Origin of the sequence: Streptomyces sp. NPDC051183 (genome assembly GCF_040682455.1) — a bacterium.
Taxonomy (GTDB): Bacteria; Actinomycetota; Actinomycetes; order Streptomycetales; family Streptomycetaceae; genus Streptomyces.
In genome coordinates this window covers 64,655-82,479 of record NZ_JBFBBA010000012.1, presented here as the reverse complement: position 1 = coordinate 82,479, position 17,825 = coordinate 64,655, and the positions used below count along the sequence as shown (strand labels likewise).

Genomic DNA, 17,825 nt, shown 5'->3' with positions numbered 1-17,825 from the left:
ATGGTTCATGCGCGGAAGGGAACGTGATGTTTGCTTCACTCCCACGGGGGATCGAACACCCGTGCGGGCCTGCACTAGGCTGATGAAGCACGAGGGTGGCGTTGCATCGGCTCTACCAGGCCTCGGTACCCTCTGACCGGCAACCGAGCCACCCCTGCGCCCGACCGGGCCAGAAAAGAAATTCAGCGAGGAGCGAACTGCGTGACCGCCGACACGTCCGTGCCTTCCAGCGCACTGCTGACCGGAGCAGACCGGGACGGCTCCAACTACACCGCGCGGCACCTGCTCGTCCTCGAAGGCCTCGAGGCCGTCCGCAAGCGCCCCGGCATGTATATCGGGTCCACCGACAGCCGTGGCCTCATGCACTGCCTCTGGGAGATCATCGACAATTCCGTCGACGAGGCCCTGGGCGGGTACTGCGACCACATCGAGGTGATCCTCCACGAGGACTCCTCCGTCGAGGTCCGGGACAACGGCCGCGGCATCCCCGTCGACGTCGAGCCCAAGACCGGCCTCTCCGGCGTCGAGGTCGTCATGACCAAGCTGCACGCCGGCGGAAAGTTCGGCGGCGGCTCGTACGCGGCCTCCGGCGGCCTGCACGGCGTCGGCGCCTCCGTGGTCAACGCCCTCTCCGCCCGCCTGGACGTCGAGGTCGACCGCAACAGCTCGGTCCACGCCATCAGCTTCCGCCGCGGCGTCCCGGGCATGTTCACCGAGCAGGGCGCCGAGAGCCCCTTCGACCCCGCCAACGGCCTGCGCAAGGTCAAGCGGATCGCCAAGGGCAAGACCGGCACCCGGATCCGCTACTGGGCCGACCGGCAGATCTTCCTGAAGGACGCCCGGCTCAACCTGGAGACGCTCTACCAGCGCGCCCGCCAGACCGCCTTCCTGGTCCCCGGCCTGACCCTGGTCGTGCGCGACGAGCGCGCCCTCGAAGGCGCCGGCAAGACCGAGGAGACCTTCCACTACGACGGGGGCATCGGCGAGTTCTGCGACTACCTCGCCCAGGACAAGGCCGTCTGCGACGTGCTGCGCCTGACCGGCACCGGCACCTTCAAGGAGACCGTCCCGGTCCTGGACGACCGCGGTCACATGACCCCCACCGAGGTCACCCGCGAGCTCGGCGTGGACATCGCCCTGCGCTGGGGCACGGGGTACGAGACCAACGTCAAATCCTTCGTGAACATCATCGCCACCCCCAAGGGAGGCACCCACGTCTCCGGCTTCGAGCGCTCGGTCGCCAAGACCGTGAACGAGGTGCTGCGCTCGGCCAAGCTGCTGCGCGTGGCCGAGGACGACGTGGTCAAGGACGACGCGATGGAGGGCATGACGGCGGTCGTCACCGTCCGCCTCGCCGAGCCCCAGTTCGAGGGCCAGACCAAGGAGGTGCTCGGCACCTCGGCGGCCACCCGCATCGTCGCGGCCGTCGTCGCCAAGGAGCTCAAGGCCTTCCTGACCTCCACCAAGCGGGACGACAAGCAGCAGGCCCGCGCCGTGATGGAGAAGATCGTCGCGGCCGCCCGGACCCGGATCGCGGCCCGTCAGCACAAGGAGGCGCAGCGCCGCAAGACCGCGCTGGAGTCCTCCTCGCTGCCCGCCAAGCTGGCCGACTGCCGCAGTGACGACGTGGAGCGCAGCGAGCTCTTCATCGTCGAGGGCGACTCGGCCCTCGGTACCGCCAAGCTGGCGCGCAATTCCGAATTCCAGGCGCTCCTGCCGATCCGCGGCAAGATCCTCAATGTCCAGAAGTCGTCGGTCTCGGACATGCTCAAGAACGCCGAGTGCGGGGCGATCATCCAGGTCATAGGAGCCGGCTCGGGCCGGACCTTCGACATCGACGCCGCCCGGTACGGGAAGATCGTCCTGCTCGTCGACGCCGATGTGGACGGCGCGCACATCCGCTGCCTGCTGCTCACGCTCTTCCAGCGGTACATGCGGCCGATGGTCGAGGCGGGCCGGGTCTTCGCGGCGGTGCCCCCGCTGCACCGGATCGAGCTGGTCCAGCCGAAGAAGGGCCAGGACAAGTACGTCTACACGTACTCGGACAACGAGCTGCGCCAGACCCTGCTGGAGTACCAGCGCAAGAACATCCGGTACAAGGACTCGATCCAGCGCTACAAGGGCCTCGGCGAAATGGACGCGGACCAGCTGGCGGAGACCACCATGGACCCCCGTTTCCGGACCCTGCGGCGCATCAACATCGGCGACCTGGACTCCGCGGAGTCGGTCTTCGACCTGCTCATGGGCAATGAGGTGGCCCCGCGCAAGGAGTTCATCACCAGCTCGGCGGCGACCCTGGACCGCTCGCGCATCGACGCCTGAGCCGGACGCCCCGGCATACCGGCGCTCTTCGCTCCATCACCTGAAGGAGTGAAGAGCGCCGGTACACCAGTCCGGAAAACGACCATTGAGCCCATCCTTGTGGGCACGCGGCCAATGCGGCAGCGGACAAGGAGAGTTCGGTGGACAAGCACGAAGGTCGTGATGCCGGAACGATCCGGCTCGACGACCCCTGGTACGACGCGCTGGCCGTCGGCTGGGGTGAGGTCGAGGGCGAGGAAACGTCCCCGCCGCGCCCGGACCCCGGTGCCCGGCCCGCGCCCGGGGCGTCCGACATCTACCTCGAAGTGCAGCGCAGCGCCGCCTTCCAGGAGGTCCGCAGCCGCTACCGACGGTTCGTCGTCCCCGCCACCGCCGGCTTCTTCCTCTGGTACGTCGCCTACGTGGGCGCCGCCACCATGGCGCCCGGGATCATGGCCCGGCCCGTGGCGGGCTCGGTCAACGTGGCGCTGCTGGCGGGCCTCGGCCAGTTCCTCAGCACCTTCCTGCTGACCTGGGCGTACGCCCGGCACGCGCGGCTGCGCCGCGACCGGGCCGCCCTCGACCTGCGCTGGACGGTCTTCGAGCAGGAGCAGGTCCGCCGGGCGGATGCCGGGACGCGGGCCCGGACCCGGGGGGACGGCCGGTGACCACCGAGCACCAGACCATGGCGCTGATCCTGTTCAGCCTCTTCGTCGCCGTCACCCTGGGCATCACCACCTGGGTCAGCCGCAACAGGCACGGATCGGCCGAGGAGTTCTACGCGGGCGGGCGGTTGTTCTCCCCGCTGGAGAACGGTTTCGCCATCGCCGGCGACTACATGTCCGCCGCCTCCTTCCTCGGCATCTCCGGACTGATCGCGCTGTTCGGCTACGACGGCATGCTGTACTCGGTGGGCTTCCTCGTCGCGTGGCTGGTGGTGCTGCTCCTGGTGGCCGAACTGGTCCGCAACTGCGGGCGCTTCACGCTCGCCGACGTGGTCGCCGCCCGGATGAGCGAGCGGCCGGTCCGGATCGCCGCCGGAACCTCGTCGGTCGTCGTGTCCGTGCTGTACCTCGTCGCCCAGATGGTCGGCGCGGGCAGCCTGGTGGGCCTGCTGCTCGGGAATTCGAGCACCGGTGCCCGGACGCTGACCGTGGTCGGGGTCGGTGCGCTGATGGTGGTGTACGTGTCCTTCGGCGGGATGCGGGCCACCACGTGGATCCAGATCGTCAAGGCCGTCCTGCTCATGGGCGGGGCGATCACGCTGACGGTGCTCGTACTGCTCCGCTTCCACGGGAACTTCGACCAGTTGCTCACCAGCGCCGCCGAGCGCAGCGGGCACGGGCAGCGGTTCCTGGGCCCCGGGCTCAAGTACGGCGGGGACTGGACGGCCCGGTTCGATTTCATGAGCCTCGGGCTCGCGCTGGTGCTCGGGACGGCCGGGCTGCCGCACATCCTGTCCCGCTTCTACACGGTGCCGACCGCACGGGCCGCCCGCCGGTCGGTGGTGTGGGCGATCGCGCTGATCGGCGGCTTCTACCTGATGACCATCGTGCTCGGCTTCGGGGCCGCCGCACTGCTCGGGCCGGACCAGGTCCGCAATTCCAACGCCTCGGGGAACACGGCGGTTCCGCTGCTGGCGGCGTATCTCGGCGGGGGCGCCGAATCCACCGGGGGCGCTGTGCTGTTCGCCTTCGTGGCCGCCATCGCCTTCGCCACCATCCTCGCGGTGGTCGCCGGGATCACGCTCGCCTCCTCGGCCTCGGTCGCGCACGACCTGTACGCCTCGCTCAAGCGCCGACACGCCAAGCAGCGCAGCGAGGTGGCGGTGGCCAGGATGGCGGCCGTCGGCATCGGGGCCGTGGCCATCGCCCTCGGACTGCTCGCCCAGGACCTGAACGTGGCGTTCCTGGTGGGGCTGGCCTTCGCGGTGGCGGCCTCGGCGAATCTGCCGGTGCTGGTGTACTCGCTGTTCTGGCGCGGCTTCACGACGCGGGGCGCCGTCTGGTCGGTGTACGGGGGGCTGGTGCCGGCGGTGCTGCTGGTGGTCCTCTCGCCGGTGGTGTCCGGCAGTCCCGAATCCCTCTTCCCGGGCGTGGACTTCGCGTACTTCCCGCTCCAGAACCCGGGCCTGGTCTCGATCCCGCTGGGCTTCCTGGCGGGCTGGCTGGGTACGGTCACCTCCGCGGAGCCCGCCGACGAGGGGAAGTACGCCGAGACGGAGGTCCGCTCCCTGACCGGCGCCGGGGCCGTCTGAGCCCGGCGGCCGGGGCTCCGGGGCGGCTCCGGGCAGGGTCCTAGGAGGGGCACCAGGAGTAGCGGTGTTCCGGGCGGCCCGTCTCGCCGTAGCGAAGGGCCAGGGTGACGCGGCCGCTGCGTTCCAGCAGCTTCAGGTAGCGCTGGGCGGTCTGGCGGCTGATGCCCGCGCGCGTGGCGACCTGCTGGGTGGACAGCGGGCCCTCGGCGGAGCGCAGGACCTGGCGGACCAGTTCCGCGGTGGTGGGGGAGTGGCCCTTGGGGAGCTCGTTCGGGGTGCCGGCCGCGGCGAGGGCGCCGAAGATGCGGTCCACCTCGGCCTGTTCGGCCTCGCCGCCCGTCTCCAGGGTCCGGCGCAGCGCCCCGTAGGCCTCCAGCCTGGTCCGCAGGCCGGCGAAGGTGAAGGGCTTGACCAGGTACTGCAGGGCTCCGAGGCGCATGGCGGCCTGGACGGTGGCCAGGTCGCGGGCTGCCGTCACCATCATCACGTCGGTCCGGTGGCCCAGCTGGCGCAGCCGGCGTACGAGGTCGAGGCCGTTCTCGTCCGGCAGGTAGTGGTCCAGGAGGATCAGGTCCACCGGGAGGGCCGACAGGAACTCCAGGGCCTCGGCCGCCGAATGGGCCTGGCCCGACACGCGGAAACCGGGAACCTTCTCCACGTAGGCCGCGTTGATCCGGGCAACCCGCATGTCGTCGTCGACGACCAATACGGTGAAAACCCTGCTCGGGGCCTCGTTCATCGCAGAGCCTCCGGGAGTACGACGGAGAACTCCGCCCCTCCGTCCGCTGCTTCACCGGCCACGGCCGTGCCGCCCTGCCGCTCGGCGAGGCGGCGTACGAGCGCGAGACCCAGCCCGCGCTCGCGCAGGGCCCGGGGCTGCTTGGTCGACCAGCCCTCGGTGAAGATCTCCTCGCGCCGGGCCGGCGGGATGCCCGGCCCGCTGTCCCGGACCCGCAGGACCGCCGCCCGGCCCTCGGTGCGCAGGTCCACCTCCACCAGGGGCGTCGCCGAGCCCACGGCAGCGTCCAGGGCGTTGTCGACCAGGTTGCCGACGATGGTGACCAGGCCGCCGGGATCGACCAGGCGGTCGGGGAGGTGTGCGGCGCGGGCCAGCCGTAGCGGGACCCCGCGCTCCGCCGCGACGGTCGCCTTGCCGACCAGCAGGGCGGCCAGCAGCGGGTCGTGGATCTTCTCGGTGACCTGTTCGGCGGTGCTGCGGTGCACTCCGACGACCTCGGTCACGAACTCGACGGCTTCCTCGTGCAGGCCGAGCTCCAGGAGGCCGAGGAGGGTGTGGAGGCGGTTGGCGTGCTCGTGGTCCTGTGCGCGCAGGGCGTCGATCAGGCCCTTGGTGGAGTCGAGCTCGCGGCTCAGGTGCTCCAGTTCCGTGCGGTCGCGCAGGGTGGCCACGGCGCCGCCGTCCTCGGTCGGCATCCGGTTGGCGACCAGGACCCGCGGGCCCTGCACGGTGAGCAGGTCGCGGCCGCTGACCCGGCCGGCCAGTACGTCGGTGGTGCGGCCGGCGCCGAGTACGTCGTCCAGCGCACGTCCCGCGACGGCCTCGGCGAGGTCGGGCGAGAGGCCGAGCAAGCGGGCGGCCTCGTCGTTGACCAGGCGGATCCGGCCGTCCGGGTCGAGGGCGATCACGCCCTCGCGGATGGAGTGGAGCATCGCCTCGCGCTCGGCCAGCAGCCCGGCGATGTCCGAGAAGGCCAGGTCGCGGGTCTGTCGCTGGATCCGCCGGGCCAGCAGGACGGCGGCCAGCGCGCCTGCCGCCAGGGCGCCGCCCGCGTACGCGAGCAGGCCGGGGATGGCGCCCAGCAGCCGGTCGCGGACGCTGTCGTAGGCGATGCCGACCGAGACCGCGCCGATGATCTCGCCGTCGGCGGATAGCAGCGGGACCTTGCCGCGCGCGGAGCGGCCCAGGGTGCCCTCGTCGATCTCCATCACCTCGCGGCCCGCCAGAGCGTCGCTCGGGTCGGTGGAGACGGGCAGTCCGATCCGGTCGGAGCTGGGGTGGGAGCGGCGGATGCCGTCCAGGTCGAGGACGACCACGTACTCGGCTCCGGTCGCCCGCCGGATCCGCTCGGCGCCCGCCTGCACCGGGCCGTCCGCCGCGGGTCCGGAGCGCAGGAGGCCGGACGCCAGCTCCGGGTCGGCCGCGGCGCTCTGGGCGATGGCCAGCGCACGCCGCATGGCCTGATCGTCGAGCTGCGCACTCAGGGGGGCCAGGAAGAGCGCGGTGGCCAGCAGCAGCACCCCGGCGGCGATGGCGAGCTGGGTGAGCAGGATCTGGGAGACGGCCCGTCTGGGCAGCCCGAGGCGCCGAGCGCTCGTGTGGAGGAACCGCAGGGACCGCATGTGTACGAACGGTAGGGCGGTTCGGGCGTAATGGGAATTTCCAGCATGCACGCAAATCGCTTGCGTTATTTGCGCCCAGCTTGCGCAAGCAATGAGGGCGTAAAAGTGCGGTCAGTGAGGTAGACGACTCGCCAAAGCTCTGCAACTCTCGCACCGCACAACGCAAATTCCTATCTCACCCGGCTCAGAAAGTTCATGTCGAGGGACGAGGACATATGAGAAGGCACAACAACCGGAGACGGCGAGCCCTGGCCGTCCTGATCAGTGCAGCCTTGTTGATGCTGGGCTGGCCCGTTCTGCACGCCGCGGCCGCCGGCGGACCGAGCGCGGCGGCGGGCAGGCCCGCCGCCGCCAGCAGCACCAACGGCGCCTACTCGGCCGCCAACGCCACCGACGGCGACCAGTCCACGTACTGGGAGAGCGCAGGCAGCACCTTCCCGCAGTGGGTGCAGACCGACCTCGGCGCCACCACCCGCGTCGACCAGGTGGTGCTCAAGCTGCCCGCCGCCTGGGAGAGCCGGAACCAGACCCTGTCCGTCCAGGGCAGCGCCGACGGCACCAGCTACAGCACCCTGGTGAACTCGGCGACGTACACCTTCGGCCAGGGCGGCGGGAACGTCGTCTCCATCGCCTTCCCGGCCTCACAGACCCGGTACGTCCGGATCGACATCACCGCCAACACCGGCTGGCAGGCCGCCCAGCTCTCCGAGCTGGAGGTCCACGCCGCCGGCGAGTCCTCGACGAACCTGGCGCTCGGCAAGACCCTGACCGCGAGCAGCAGCACCCAGGTCTACCTCCCGGCCAACGCCAACGACGGCAGCACGGCCAGCTACTGGGAGAGTGTGAACAACGCCATGCCCCAGTGGATCCAGGCGGACCTCGGCTCCTCCGTCCGCGTGGACCGGGTGGTCCTGCGGCTGCCCGAGAACTGGGGCGCCCGCACCCAGACCCTGAAGATCCAGGGCAGTGCCAACGGCTCGGACTACACCGACCTGACCGCGTCCAGGACGTACGAATTCAACGCCGCCGGGGCGAACGCGGTGACCATCGCCTTCGACGCCGCGACCACCCGCCACCTCCGCGTCTGGATATCCGCGAACTCCGTGCAGCCCGGAGGCCAGCTCTCCGAGCTGGAGATCTACGGCCCGCAGACGGGGGACACCCGGGCGCCGACGGCCCCGGCCCAGCTCGCGTACACCGAGCCGGCAACCGGCCGGATCAAGCTCACCTGGCAGGCCTCCACCGACGACACCGGGGTCACGGGCTACGACGTATACGCCAACAACCAACTGCGCACGAGCGTCGCCGGCAACGCCACCACCTACACCGACACCCAGCCCGCCGATGCGAGCGTGACCTACTACGTCCGAGCCAAGGACGCCGCCGGCAACCAGTCGCCGAACAGCAACAGCGTGACCCGCGCCGGCGGCACCGGTGACACCCAGGCCCCGACGACCCCGGGCTCCCTGACCCTCACCGAGCCGGCGGCCGGCCAGATCGAGCTCGCCTGGCAGGCCTCCACCGACAACGTCGGCGTCACCGGCTACGAGGTGTACGCCAACAACCTGCTGCGCACCACGGTCGCGGGCAGCGCCACCACGTACACGGACAGCCAGCCCGCGAGCGCGACCGTGACCTACTTCGTGCGGGCCAAGGACGCGGCCGGCAACCGCTCCGGCGACAGCAACTCCGCGACCCGCAACGGCAGCGGGGGCGGGGGCTCCAACCTGGCCGTCGGCAAGCCCGTCACCGGCTCCTCCGTGATCCACACCTTCGTCGCGGAGAACGCCAACGACAACAGCACCGCCACCTACTGGGAGGGTGCGGCCGGCACCTACCCGAGCACCCTGACGGTCCGGCTCGGCGCCAACGCGGACGTCGACCGCCTCGTACTGAAGCTCAACCCGGACAGCAGCTGGGGCGCGCGCACCCAGAACATCGAGGTCCTCGGCCGGGAGCAGAGCGCCCCGGGGGTCACCGGCCTCGTCGCCGCGAAGGACTACGCCTTCAACCCGGCGTCCGGCAACACCGTCACCATCCCGCTGACCGCCCGCGTCGCGGACGTCCAGCTGCGCTTCACCTCCAACACCGGCTCCTCCAACGGCCAGATCGCGGAGTTCCAGGTCATCGGCGTCCCGGCGCCCAACCCCGACCTGGAGATCACCGCACTGAGCGCGAGCCCGGCCGCCCCGGTCGAGTCGGACTCCGTCACCCTGTCCGCCACCGTCAAGAACAGCGGGCCGGCCCCGGCCGCCGCCACCGCGGTCGCCTTCCGGCTCGGGGGCACGAAGGCCGTCTTGGCCGCCGTCCCGGCCCTGGCCGCGGGGGCCACGGCCACCGTCACCGCGGGCATCGGCCCGCGCGACGCGGGTTCGTACCCGCTCGACGCGGTCGTCGACGAGGCGAACGCGGTCATCGAGCAGAACGACAGCAACAACACCTTCACGGGCTCCCCGCTGGTGGTCAGGCCGGTCGACAGCTCGGACCTGGTCGCCTCGACCGTCACCTGGTCGCCGGGCGCCCCCTCCGCGGGCCAGTCGGTGGACTTCGGCGTCACCGTCAGGAACCAGGGCACCGTGGCGGCCGCCTCCGGTGCGCACAACGTCACCCTCACCCTGCAGGACGCCGGTGGCGCCACCGTCCGCACCCTGACCGGATCCTTCGGCGGAGCCCTCGCGGCCGGTGCCTCCACGGCCCCGATCGCCCTCGGCAACTGGACGGCCGCCAACGGCAAGTACAGCGTCAAGGTGGTCCTCTCCGACGACTCCAACGAACTGCCGGTCAAGCGCGGCAACAACACCTCCACCAAGCCCTTCTTCGTGAGCCGCGGGGCGAACATGCCCTTCGACACGTACGAGGCGGAGGACGGGGTCGTCGGCGGCGGGGCCAGTGTGGTCGGGCCCAACCGCACCATCGGCGACATCGCGGGCGAGGCCTCCGGCCGCAAGGCCGTGAACCTGGACGCGACCGGCGAGTACGTCGAGTTCACCACCAGGGCCGCCACCAACACCCTGGTCACCCGGTTCTCCATCCCGGACGCCCCGGGCGGCGGCGGCATCGACTCCACCATCAACGTCTACGTCAACGGCACCCTCAGGAAGACCCTGCCGCTGACCTCCAAGTACGCCTGGCTGTACGGGGCCGAGGCCTCGCCCGGCAATGCGCCGAGCGCGGGCGCCCCGCGCCACATCTACGACGAGGCCAATATCCTGCTGGGCGAGACCGTCCCGCAGGGCAGCAGGATCCGCCTCCAGAAGGACGCGACCAACACCTCGACCTACGCCATCGACTTCGTGAGCCTGGAGCAGGCCTCGGCGGCGCCCAACCCCGACCCGGCGACCTACACCGTGCCGACCGGATTCACCCACCAGGACGTGCAGAACGCCCTGGACAAGGTCCGGATGGACACCACCGGCAAGCTCGTCGGCGTCTACCTGCCGCCGGGCGATTACCAGACGGCCTCCAAGTTCCAGGTGTACGGCAAGGCCGTGCAGGTCGTCGGCGCCGGACCGTGGTTCACCCGCTTCCACGCCCCGGCCTCGCAGGACAACACCGACATCGGCTGGCGCGCGGAGGGCACTGCCAAGGGCTCGTCCTTCGCGGGCTTCGCCTACTTCGGCAACTACACGTCGAGGATCGACGGACCGGGCAAGGTCTTCGACTTCTCCAACGTCACCGACATGACCATCGACAACATCTGGAACGAGCACACGGTGTGCCTCTACTGGGGCGCCAACACCGACCGGATCACCATCAAGAACTCCCGGATCCGCGACACGTTCGCCGACGGCATCAACATGACCAACGGCAGCACGGACAACCTCGTGACCAACAACGAGGCGCGGTCCACGGGCGACGACAGCTTCGCGCTCTTCTCCGCGATCGACGCGGGCGGCGCGGACATGAAGAACAACGTCTACGAGAACCTGACCGCGATCCTGACCTGGCGCGCGGCCGGTGTCGCCGTGTACGGCGGCTTCGACAACATCTTCCGCAACGTCTACATCGCCGACACCCTCGTCTATTCGGGCATCACCATCAGCTCGCTGGACTTCGGGTATCCGATGAACGGCTTCGGGACCGATCCGACGACTTTCGAGAACATCTCGATCGTCCGCTCCGGCGGCCACTTCTGGGGAGCGCAGACGTTCCCCGGAATCTGGATCTTCTCGGCGTCGAAGGTGTTCCAGGGAATCCGGATCAACAACGTCGACATCATCGACCCGACGTACAGCGGAATCATGTTCCAGACGCAATACGTGGGCGGTCAACCGGTCAATCCCATCAAGGACACCGTCCTGAAGGACATCACCATCACCGGGGCGAAGAAGAGCGGTGACGCCTACGACGCCAAGTCCGGATTCGGCCTCTGGGCCAACGAGATGCCCGAGGCGGGGCAGGGTCCGGCGGTCGGTGAGGTCACCATCCACAACCTCAAGTTGAGCGACAACGCGGTGGACGTGCGGAACACGACCACCACCTTCAAGATCAACCAACTGCCCTAGCGGGCGGGCGTCGCGGGTGCCGCCCGGGGTCTTCCCGGGCGGCACCCGCATGACCGAGACTTCGGCTCAAACTGGCTGTAATCGATCCGCAAGGAACTTGCATTCCTTGCGCTACTCTTGCGCCCATGACGCGACGACTTGCTCAGGTAGCGAAGAAGGTGGGGGTCAGCGAGGCAACGGTCAGCCGGGTGCTCAACGGCAAGCCGGGCGTCTCGGAAGCGACCCGCCAGTCCGTGCTCACCGCCCTGGACGTCCTCGGCTACGAGCGCCCCACCCAGCTGCGGGGCGAGCGGGCACGGCTGGTCGGCCTGGTCCTCCCGGAGCTCCAGAACCCCATCTTCCCGGCCTTCGCCGAGGTCATCGGCGGTGCGCTGGCCCAGCAGGGGCTGACCCCGGTCCTCTGCACGCAGACCACCGGCGGCGTCTCCGAGGCCGACTACGTCGAACTCCTGCTCCAGCAGCAGGTGTCCGGCGTCGTCTTCGCCGGCGGGCTCTTCGCCCAGGCTGACGCCCCGCACGAGCACTACCGGCTGCTGTCCGACCGCAAGGTCCCGGTGGTGCTGATCAACGCCTCCATAGAGGACCTCGGCTTCCCGTGCGTGTCCTGCGACGATGCCGTGGCCGTCGAACAGGCCTGGCGCCACCTCGCCTCCCTCGGCCACGAGCGCATCGGCCTGGTGCTCGGTCCGCCCGACCACATCCCCTCCCTGCGCAAGCTGGTCGCCGCACAGGCCGTCGCCGCCGCGGCCGGCGCAGAGCTGCCCGCCGAGCACGTGGAGCGCGCCCTGTTCTCCCTGGAGGGCGGGCACGCGGCCGCCTCCAGGCTGCTCGACCGCGGGGTGACCGGCATCATCTGCGCCAGCGATCCGCTGGCCCTGGGTGCCGTACGGGCGGCCCGCCGCCGGGGGCTGGGCGTACCCCGGGACGTCTCCGTCGTGGGCTACGACGACTCGGCCTTCATGAACTGCACCGAGCCCCCGCTGACCACCGTCAGGCAGCCCATCGAGGCCATGGGCCGGGCCGCCGTGGAACTGCTCACCGCGCAGATCCAGGGCGCCGCCGTGCAGCCCGGCGAGCTGCTCTTCGAGCCCGAGCTGGTGGTCCGCGGCTCCACCGCGCAGGCCCCCCGCAACCCGGCCGCGTAGCGGCACCGGGGTCGCGCACCCCGTACAACAGGGCTCCGGAAACGTCCGACGGACGTTTCCGGAGCCCTGTTTTGCGTTCTCCGCTCGACCTGTCCGGCATCTCTCTGTCAAAGTCTTACGAAATCTGCGCGAGATATTGCGTTCATCTGTGGGTGGTGGTTGAGTGTGCCGCGCTCGCCCCTGCACCTGACTCCACGCCTCCTGCTCGATGCTCGAAGGGGACCACCGATGAGAACCGACATCCGCCGTGCCACCGCGGCCGCCCTCGTCTCCGCGCTCGCCGTCACGGCCCTCGCGGCCTGCGGTACGAGCAGCAGCGGCGCCGACAAGAAGGAGCAGCCGGCCGGCGGTTCCACCGACGCCTCCGCCCCGCTCGACCCGAAGACCAAGGTCACGCTCTCCATCGACTGCATGCCGCCGGCGGCGAAGGCGGCCGAGCTGGGGCAGTGGAAGGAGGACGTCGCGGAGTTCAACAAGACCTACCCGAACGTGACGATCGACGGCCGCTCCACCCCCGGCCAGTGTCTGGAGCCCCCGCGCTTCACCGCGATGCTCAAGGCCAAGTCCCAGCCGGACGTCTTCTACGCCTACTTCACCGACCTGCAGCAGGTGCTGGACAACGACGGGGCCGAGGACATCTCGGCGTACGCCACCGCCAAGTCGGTCCCGGCGTTCGACGACATCGACAAGAACGTCCTGAACGTCCTCAAGCGGGACGGCAAGCTCTACGGCCTGCCCACCAGCAACTACACGATGGGCCTGCTGATCAACCGCAAGCTCTTCCAGCAGGCCGGCCTGAACCCGGACACCCCGCCGCGCACCTGGGACGAGGTCCGGGCGGCCGCCAAGAAGATCGCGGCCCTGGGCAACGGCACCGCGGGCTACGGCGAGTACAGCGTCGAGAACACCGGCGGATGGCACTACACGGCGGCCATGTACGGCCTGGGCGGCGACGTCGTCGGCGCCGACGGCAAGGCCGCCTTCAACAACGCCACGGGCAGGCAGATCGTCGACAACCTCCACGCCATGCGCTGGGAGGACGACAGCATGGGCAAGACCCAACTGCTCAAGTGGGGTGACCTGCAGAAGCAGATGGCCTCCGACAAGCTCGGCATGTTCCTCGCGGCCCCCGACGACATCACGTACATGGTCCAGCAGCTCGGCGCCAAGTACGAGAACTTCGGCATGGGCCCCATGCCCGGCGGCGCGGCCACCCTGGCCGGCGGCAACGGCTACGTGATCAAGAAGGGCAGCTCGCCCGACAAGATCAAGGCGGCCGTCGCCTGGCTGAACTTCAAGACCCTCGCGGTCGGCAAGGGCCAGTTCCAGTACGACCGCAGCAAGGCCGACGGCCTGCCGGTCGGCCTCCCCCAGCCCGCCTTCTTCACCGGCGCGAGCAAGGCCAAGGACGACGAGCTGAAGGCGGCGAGCGCCACGATGCCGGTGGCCAACTTCAAGTCCTTCCTGGACAACCCGGTCGCGGGCAAGGCGGAGCCGGCCAAGGCGCAGGAGGTCTACAAGGTCCTCGACAAGGTGATGTCGGGTGTCCTGACCAACAAGGACGCCGACCCGGCCCAGCTCCTCGCCGAAGCGGAGAAGGCGGTCAACCAGGTGCTGGCCAACCAGTAGCGGCCCTGGCCGGGCGGGGTCCGGGCGGCCCTCCCCGGCCCGGACCCACCCCCGGGCACCCGCCCGCGTACAGACGGCGACCACCAAGGAGCGGCGATGTCGGCCCCCACCCTGTCCGGCACCTCCCGCGAGGAACTCCTCCGGGCGGTCAAGCGGAACCTCACGGCCCACGGCTTTCTGATCGGCGCCGTCCTGTGCTTCTCCTTCTTCTCCTGGTATCCGATGGTCCGGGAGTTCCTGCTGGCCTTCCAGAAGACCGAGGGCGGCGCCACCCGCTGGGTCGGCTGGGAGAACTTCCGCTACGTCTTCGGCGACCCGAACTTCTGGCAGGCCTGGCGCAACACCCTGCTCTTCACGGGACTCGCGCTGGTCCTCGGCTTCGCCGTCCCCTTCGTCGTCTCCCTCGTGCTCAACGAGTTCCGGCACGCCCAGGGGTACTTGAGGCTCCTCGTCTACCTGCCGGTGATGCTGCCGCCGGTGGCCTCGATCCTGCTCTTCAAGTACTTCTACGACCCCGGTTACGGAATTTTCAACAGGGCCCTGGAATTCCTGCACCTTCCGCCGCAAGACTGGCTGCAATCCACCGATACCGCAATGCTGTCCGTCGTCATCGCTTCCACGTGGATGAACATGGGCGGGGCCACGCTGATCTACCTGGCCGCCCTCCAGGGGATCCCCGGCGAGCTCTACGAGGCCGCCGAGCTCGACGGAGCCGGACTGCTGCGCAAGATCTGGCACGTCACCATCCCGCAGACCAAGCTCATCCTCTCGCTCATGCTGCTGATGCAGGTCATCGCGACGATGCAGGTGTTCGTCGAACCGTTCATGCTGACCGGCGGCGCCGGACCCGAGGGCTCGACCACCACCGTGGTCGTCCTCATCTACCAGTACGCCTTCAGCTTCAACCAGTACGGCGGCGCCGCGGCCCTGGGCCTGTGCCTGCTCGTCCTGCTCGCGGGCTTCTCCGCCGTCTACGTCCGGCTGAGCCGCGACAACGAGAACTGACCGGGAGCACTTACATGGCAGAGCGCACGCTGATATCGCCGGCCCAACTCGGCCGCACCCGAGGCAAGATCGCCTACTGGACGCTCCTCGTCCTGGTCGTCACCGGCTTCACCCTCGTCTTCCTCGGGCCCCTCTACTGGATGGTCGCCAACGGCCTCAAGAGCACCCAGGAGTTCACGCAGGTCCCGCCCACCCTGGTGCCGGACTCGCTGCACGCCGACAACTACACGTCGGCCTGGAAGGTCATGGACCTCGCCAAGCTGCTCTTCAACACGCTCTACTACGCCTTCGGCGCCCTGGCCTTCCAGCTCGTGCTCGACGTGGCCGCCGCCTACTCGCTGTCCAAGCTGCGGCCGGTGTTCGGCAAGGCCGTCCTGGGGATGATGCTGGCCACGCTGATGATCCCGGCCACCGTGCTCGTCGTACCGCAGTACCTCACGGTCCTGGACATGCCGCTCATCCAGCGGAACCTGCTCAACTCGCCCTGGGTGATCTGGCTGCCCTCCGTCACCAACGCCTTCAACATCTTCCTGCTGAAGCGGTTCTTCGACTCCATCCCGGGTGAGATCCTCGACGCCGCAGCCATCGACGGGGCGAGCGCCCTGCGCACGCTGCGCTCCGTGGTCCTGCCGATGTCCCGGCCCGTCCTCGGCGTCGTGTCGATCTTCGCGGTCGTCGGGGTCTGGAAGGACTTCCTCTGGCCCATGCTCACCCTTCCCGACCCGGCCCTGCAGACGCTCAACGTCGGCATCCACTCGCTGGCCAGAGGAGTTCCCGAGAACCATCTCGTCGCCGCGCTCGCGATGGCCTCCGCACCCACACTGATCCTCTTCCTGATCTTCCAGCGCAACATCATGAGCGGTCTGACGGCAGGTTCCCTCAAGGGCTGACCACCCCGACCATCCGGAACATCCGGAACCCGGCCTCCATCGCCGTCCCCGGCCGCTTCCGTACCAGGACACCGTGAAAGGACCCCTCCGTGGCCGACTTTCCCCTGCCCGAAAGCGCCGCCGACTGGTGGCGCTCGGCCGCCATCTACCAGGTGTACGTGCGCAGCTTCGCCGACGGCGACGGGGACGGCACCGGCGACCTCGCGGGCGTCCGGGCCCGCCTGCCCCATCTCGCCGAACTGGGGGTGGACGCCCTCTGGTTCACCCCCTGGTACCTGTCCCCGCTGGCCGACGGTGGCTACGACGTCGCCGACTACCGCACCATCGACCCCGCCTTCGGCACCCTCGCCGAAGCCGAGAAGCTCATCGCCGAGGCCCGCGAGCTGGACATCCGCACCATCGTCGACATCGTCCCGAACCACGTGTCCGACCAGCACGCCTGGTTCCGGGCAGCCCTGGCCGCCGGCCCCGGCAGCCCCGAGCGGGAGCTCTTCCACTTCCGCCCCGGCCGCGGGGAACACGGGGAGCTGCCGCCCGGGGACTGGCCCTCGCAGTTCAACGGCGCCGCCACCTGGACGCGGGTACCGGACGGGGAGTGGTACCTGCACCTGTTCACCCCGCAGCAGCCCGACCTCAACTGGGACCACCCGGCCGTCCGCCGGGAGCACGAGGAAGTGCTGCGCTTCTGGTTCGAGCGGGGCGTGGCCGGCGTACGGATCGACTCCGCGGCCCTGCTCGCCAAGGACCCCGCGCTGCCCGACCTGGCCGGCCGCTCGCCCGGACCCTGGCCCGGCGAGACCCACCCGTACATCGACCGGGACGAACTGCACGGCATCTACCGATCATGGCGCGCCATCGCGGATGAGTACGGAGCCGTGTTCGTCGGCGAGGTCTGGCTGCCGGACTCCGAACGCTTCGCCCGCTACCTGCGCCCCGACGAGCTGCACACCGCCTTCAACTTCTCCTTCCTCAGCTGCCCCTGGGACGCCGGGCGGCTGCGCACCTCCATCGAGGAGACCCTCGCCGAACACGCCCCGGTCGGAGCCCCGGCCACCTGGGTGCTGTGCAACCACGACGTGACCCGCACGGTCACCCGCTACGGGCGGGCCGACACCGGCTTCGACTTCGCGGCCAAGGCCTTCGGGACCCCGACCGACCTGGCGCTCGGCACCCGGCGGGCGCGCGCCGCGGCCCTGCTGACGCTCGCCCTGCCCGGCGCCGTGTACGTCTACCAGGGCGAGGAACTGGGGCTGCCGGAAGCCGAGATACCGCTCGGCCGGATCCAGGACCCCATGCACTTCCGCTCCGGCGGCGTCGACCCCGGGCGCGACGGGTGCCGGGTGCCGCTGCCGTGGACCGCCGATCCGTGGAACGACCCGTGGCTGCCCCAGCCCGCGGACTGGGCGGCGTACGCGGCGGACCGCCAGGCCGGCGACCCCGGCTCCATGCTCACCCTCTACCGCACGGCCCTCGCGCTGCGCCGGGCCGCGGCGGGGTTCGGCGGCGGCTCGCTGGAGTGGCGCAGCGCGCAGCCCGGAGTGCTCGCCTTCGACCGCCCCGACGGGCTGGTCTGCATGGTCAACCTCTCGCCGGAGCCGGTGGCGCTGCCGGCCGGTACGAGACTCCTGCTGAGCAGTTCGGCCCTGGACGACAGGGGGCTGCTCGCGCAGGACACGGCGGTCTGGCTGCGGACCTGACGCCGCAGCCGGACCGTCACCCCGTGGGGGATCCG

General features: G+C 70.1%; 11 protein-coding genes. 9 read left to right on the top strand and 2 right to left on the bottom strand.

The annotated features are described in order from the left end of the window. Nucleotides 1–201 precede the first annotated feature (201 nt). From AB0M99_RS13315 to AB0M99_RS13305, 3 genes are all read left to right on the top strand, one after another. Nucleotides 202–2,322, top strand: a complete 2,121-nt coding sequence (locus AB0M99_RS13315; RefSeq protein ID WP_365919657.1) for a DNA topoisomerase IV subunit B — start codon at nucleotides 202–204, stop codon at nucleotides 2,320–2,322. 140 nt (nucleotides 2,323–2,462) lie between these two features. Then, on the top strand, nucleotides 2,463–2,969 hold the full coding sequence (locus AB0M99_RS13310) for a DUF485 domain-containing protein (protein WP_365919655.1): 507 nt from the start codon (nucleotides 2,463–2,465) through the stop codon (nucleotides 2,967–2,969). Then, entirely contained in the window at nucleotides 2,966–4,558 is a 1,593-nt protein-coding gene (locus AB0M99_RS13305; protein WP_365919653.1) for a cation acetate symporter, read from the top strand. Before AB0M99_RS13310 ends, AB0M99_RS13305 begins: the two co-directional genes overlap by 4 nt. 40 nt (nucleotides 4,559–4,598) lie before the next feature. Here AB0M99_RS13305 and AB0M99_RS13300 read toward each other — a convergent pair whose 3' ends face one another. Next, entirely contained in the window at nucleotides 4,599–5,297 is a 699-nt protein-coding gene (locus AB0M99_RS13300; protein ID WP_365919651.1) for a response regulator, read from the bottom strand. Then, nucleotides 5,294–6,919 carry a sensor histidine kinase gene (locus AB0M99_RS13295; protein WP_365919649.1) on the bottom strand — a complete coding sequence of 542 codons (1,626 nt, stop codon included), beginning with the start codon at nucleotides 6,917–6,919 and terminating at the stop codon, nucleotides 5,294–5,296. Before AB0M99_RS13295 ends, AB0M99_RS13300 begins: the two co-directional genes overlap by 4 nt. A gap of 278 nt (nucleotides 6,920–7,197) precedes the next feature. Here AB0M99_RS13295 and AB0M99_RS13290 point away from each other — a divergent pair, with 278 nt between their 5' ends. The 6 genes from AB0M99_RS13290 to AB0M99_RS13265 all read left to right on the top strand — a co-directional run bounded on the left by AB0M99_RS13290 (nucleotide 7,198) and on the right by AB0M99_RS13265 (nucleotide 17,790). After that, on the top strand, nucleotides 7,198–11,424 hold the full coding sequence (locus tag AB0M99_RS13290) for a discoidin domain-containing protein (RefSeq protein WP_365919647.1): 4,227 nt from the start codon (nucleotides 7,198–7,200) through the stop codon (nucleotides 11,422–11,424). Between the two features lie 125 nt (nucleotides 11,425–11,549). Then, nucleotides 11,550–12,569 carry a LacI family DNA-binding transcriptional regulator gene (locus AB0M99_RS13285; protein ID WP_365919645.1) on the top strand — a complete coding sequence of 340 codons (1,020 nt, stop codon included), beginning with the start codon at nucleotides 11,550–11,552 and terminating at the stop codon, nucleotides 12,567–12,569. A gap of 228 nt (nucleotides 12,570–12,797) precedes the next feature. Next, nucleotides 12,798–14,198: an extracellular solute-binding protein gene (locus AB0M99_RS13280; protein WP_365919643.1), complete on the top strand. Its 1,401-nt coding sequence runs from the start codon at nucleotides 12,798–12,800 to the stop codon at nucleotides 14,196–14,198. A 96-nt stretch (nucleotides 14,199–14,294) separates the two neighbouring features. Then, nucleotides 14,295–15,203: a sugar ABC transporter permease gene (locus AB0M99_RS13275; RefSeq protein WP_365919641.1), complete on the top strand. Its 909-nt coding sequence runs from the start codon at nucleotides 14,295–14,297 to the stop codon at nucleotides 15,201–15,203. A gap of 14 nt (nucleotides 15,204–15,217) precedes the next feature. After that, nucleotides 15,218–16,093, top strand: coding sequence for a carbohydrate ABC transporter permease (locus AB0M99_RS13270; protein ID WP_365919639.1), 876 nt, complete (start codon nucleotides 15,218–15,220; stop codon nucleotides 16,091–16,093). Nucleotides 16,094–16,182: 89 nt separating this feature from the next. Next, nucleotides 16,183–17,790, top strand: coding sequence for a glycoside hydrolase family 13 protein (locus tag AB0M99_RS13265; RefSeq protein ID WP_365919637.1), 1,608 nt, complete (start codon nucleotides 16,183–16,185; stop codon nucleotides 17,788–17,790). The last annotated feature ends 35 nt before the right edge of the window (nucleotides 17,791–17,825 follow it).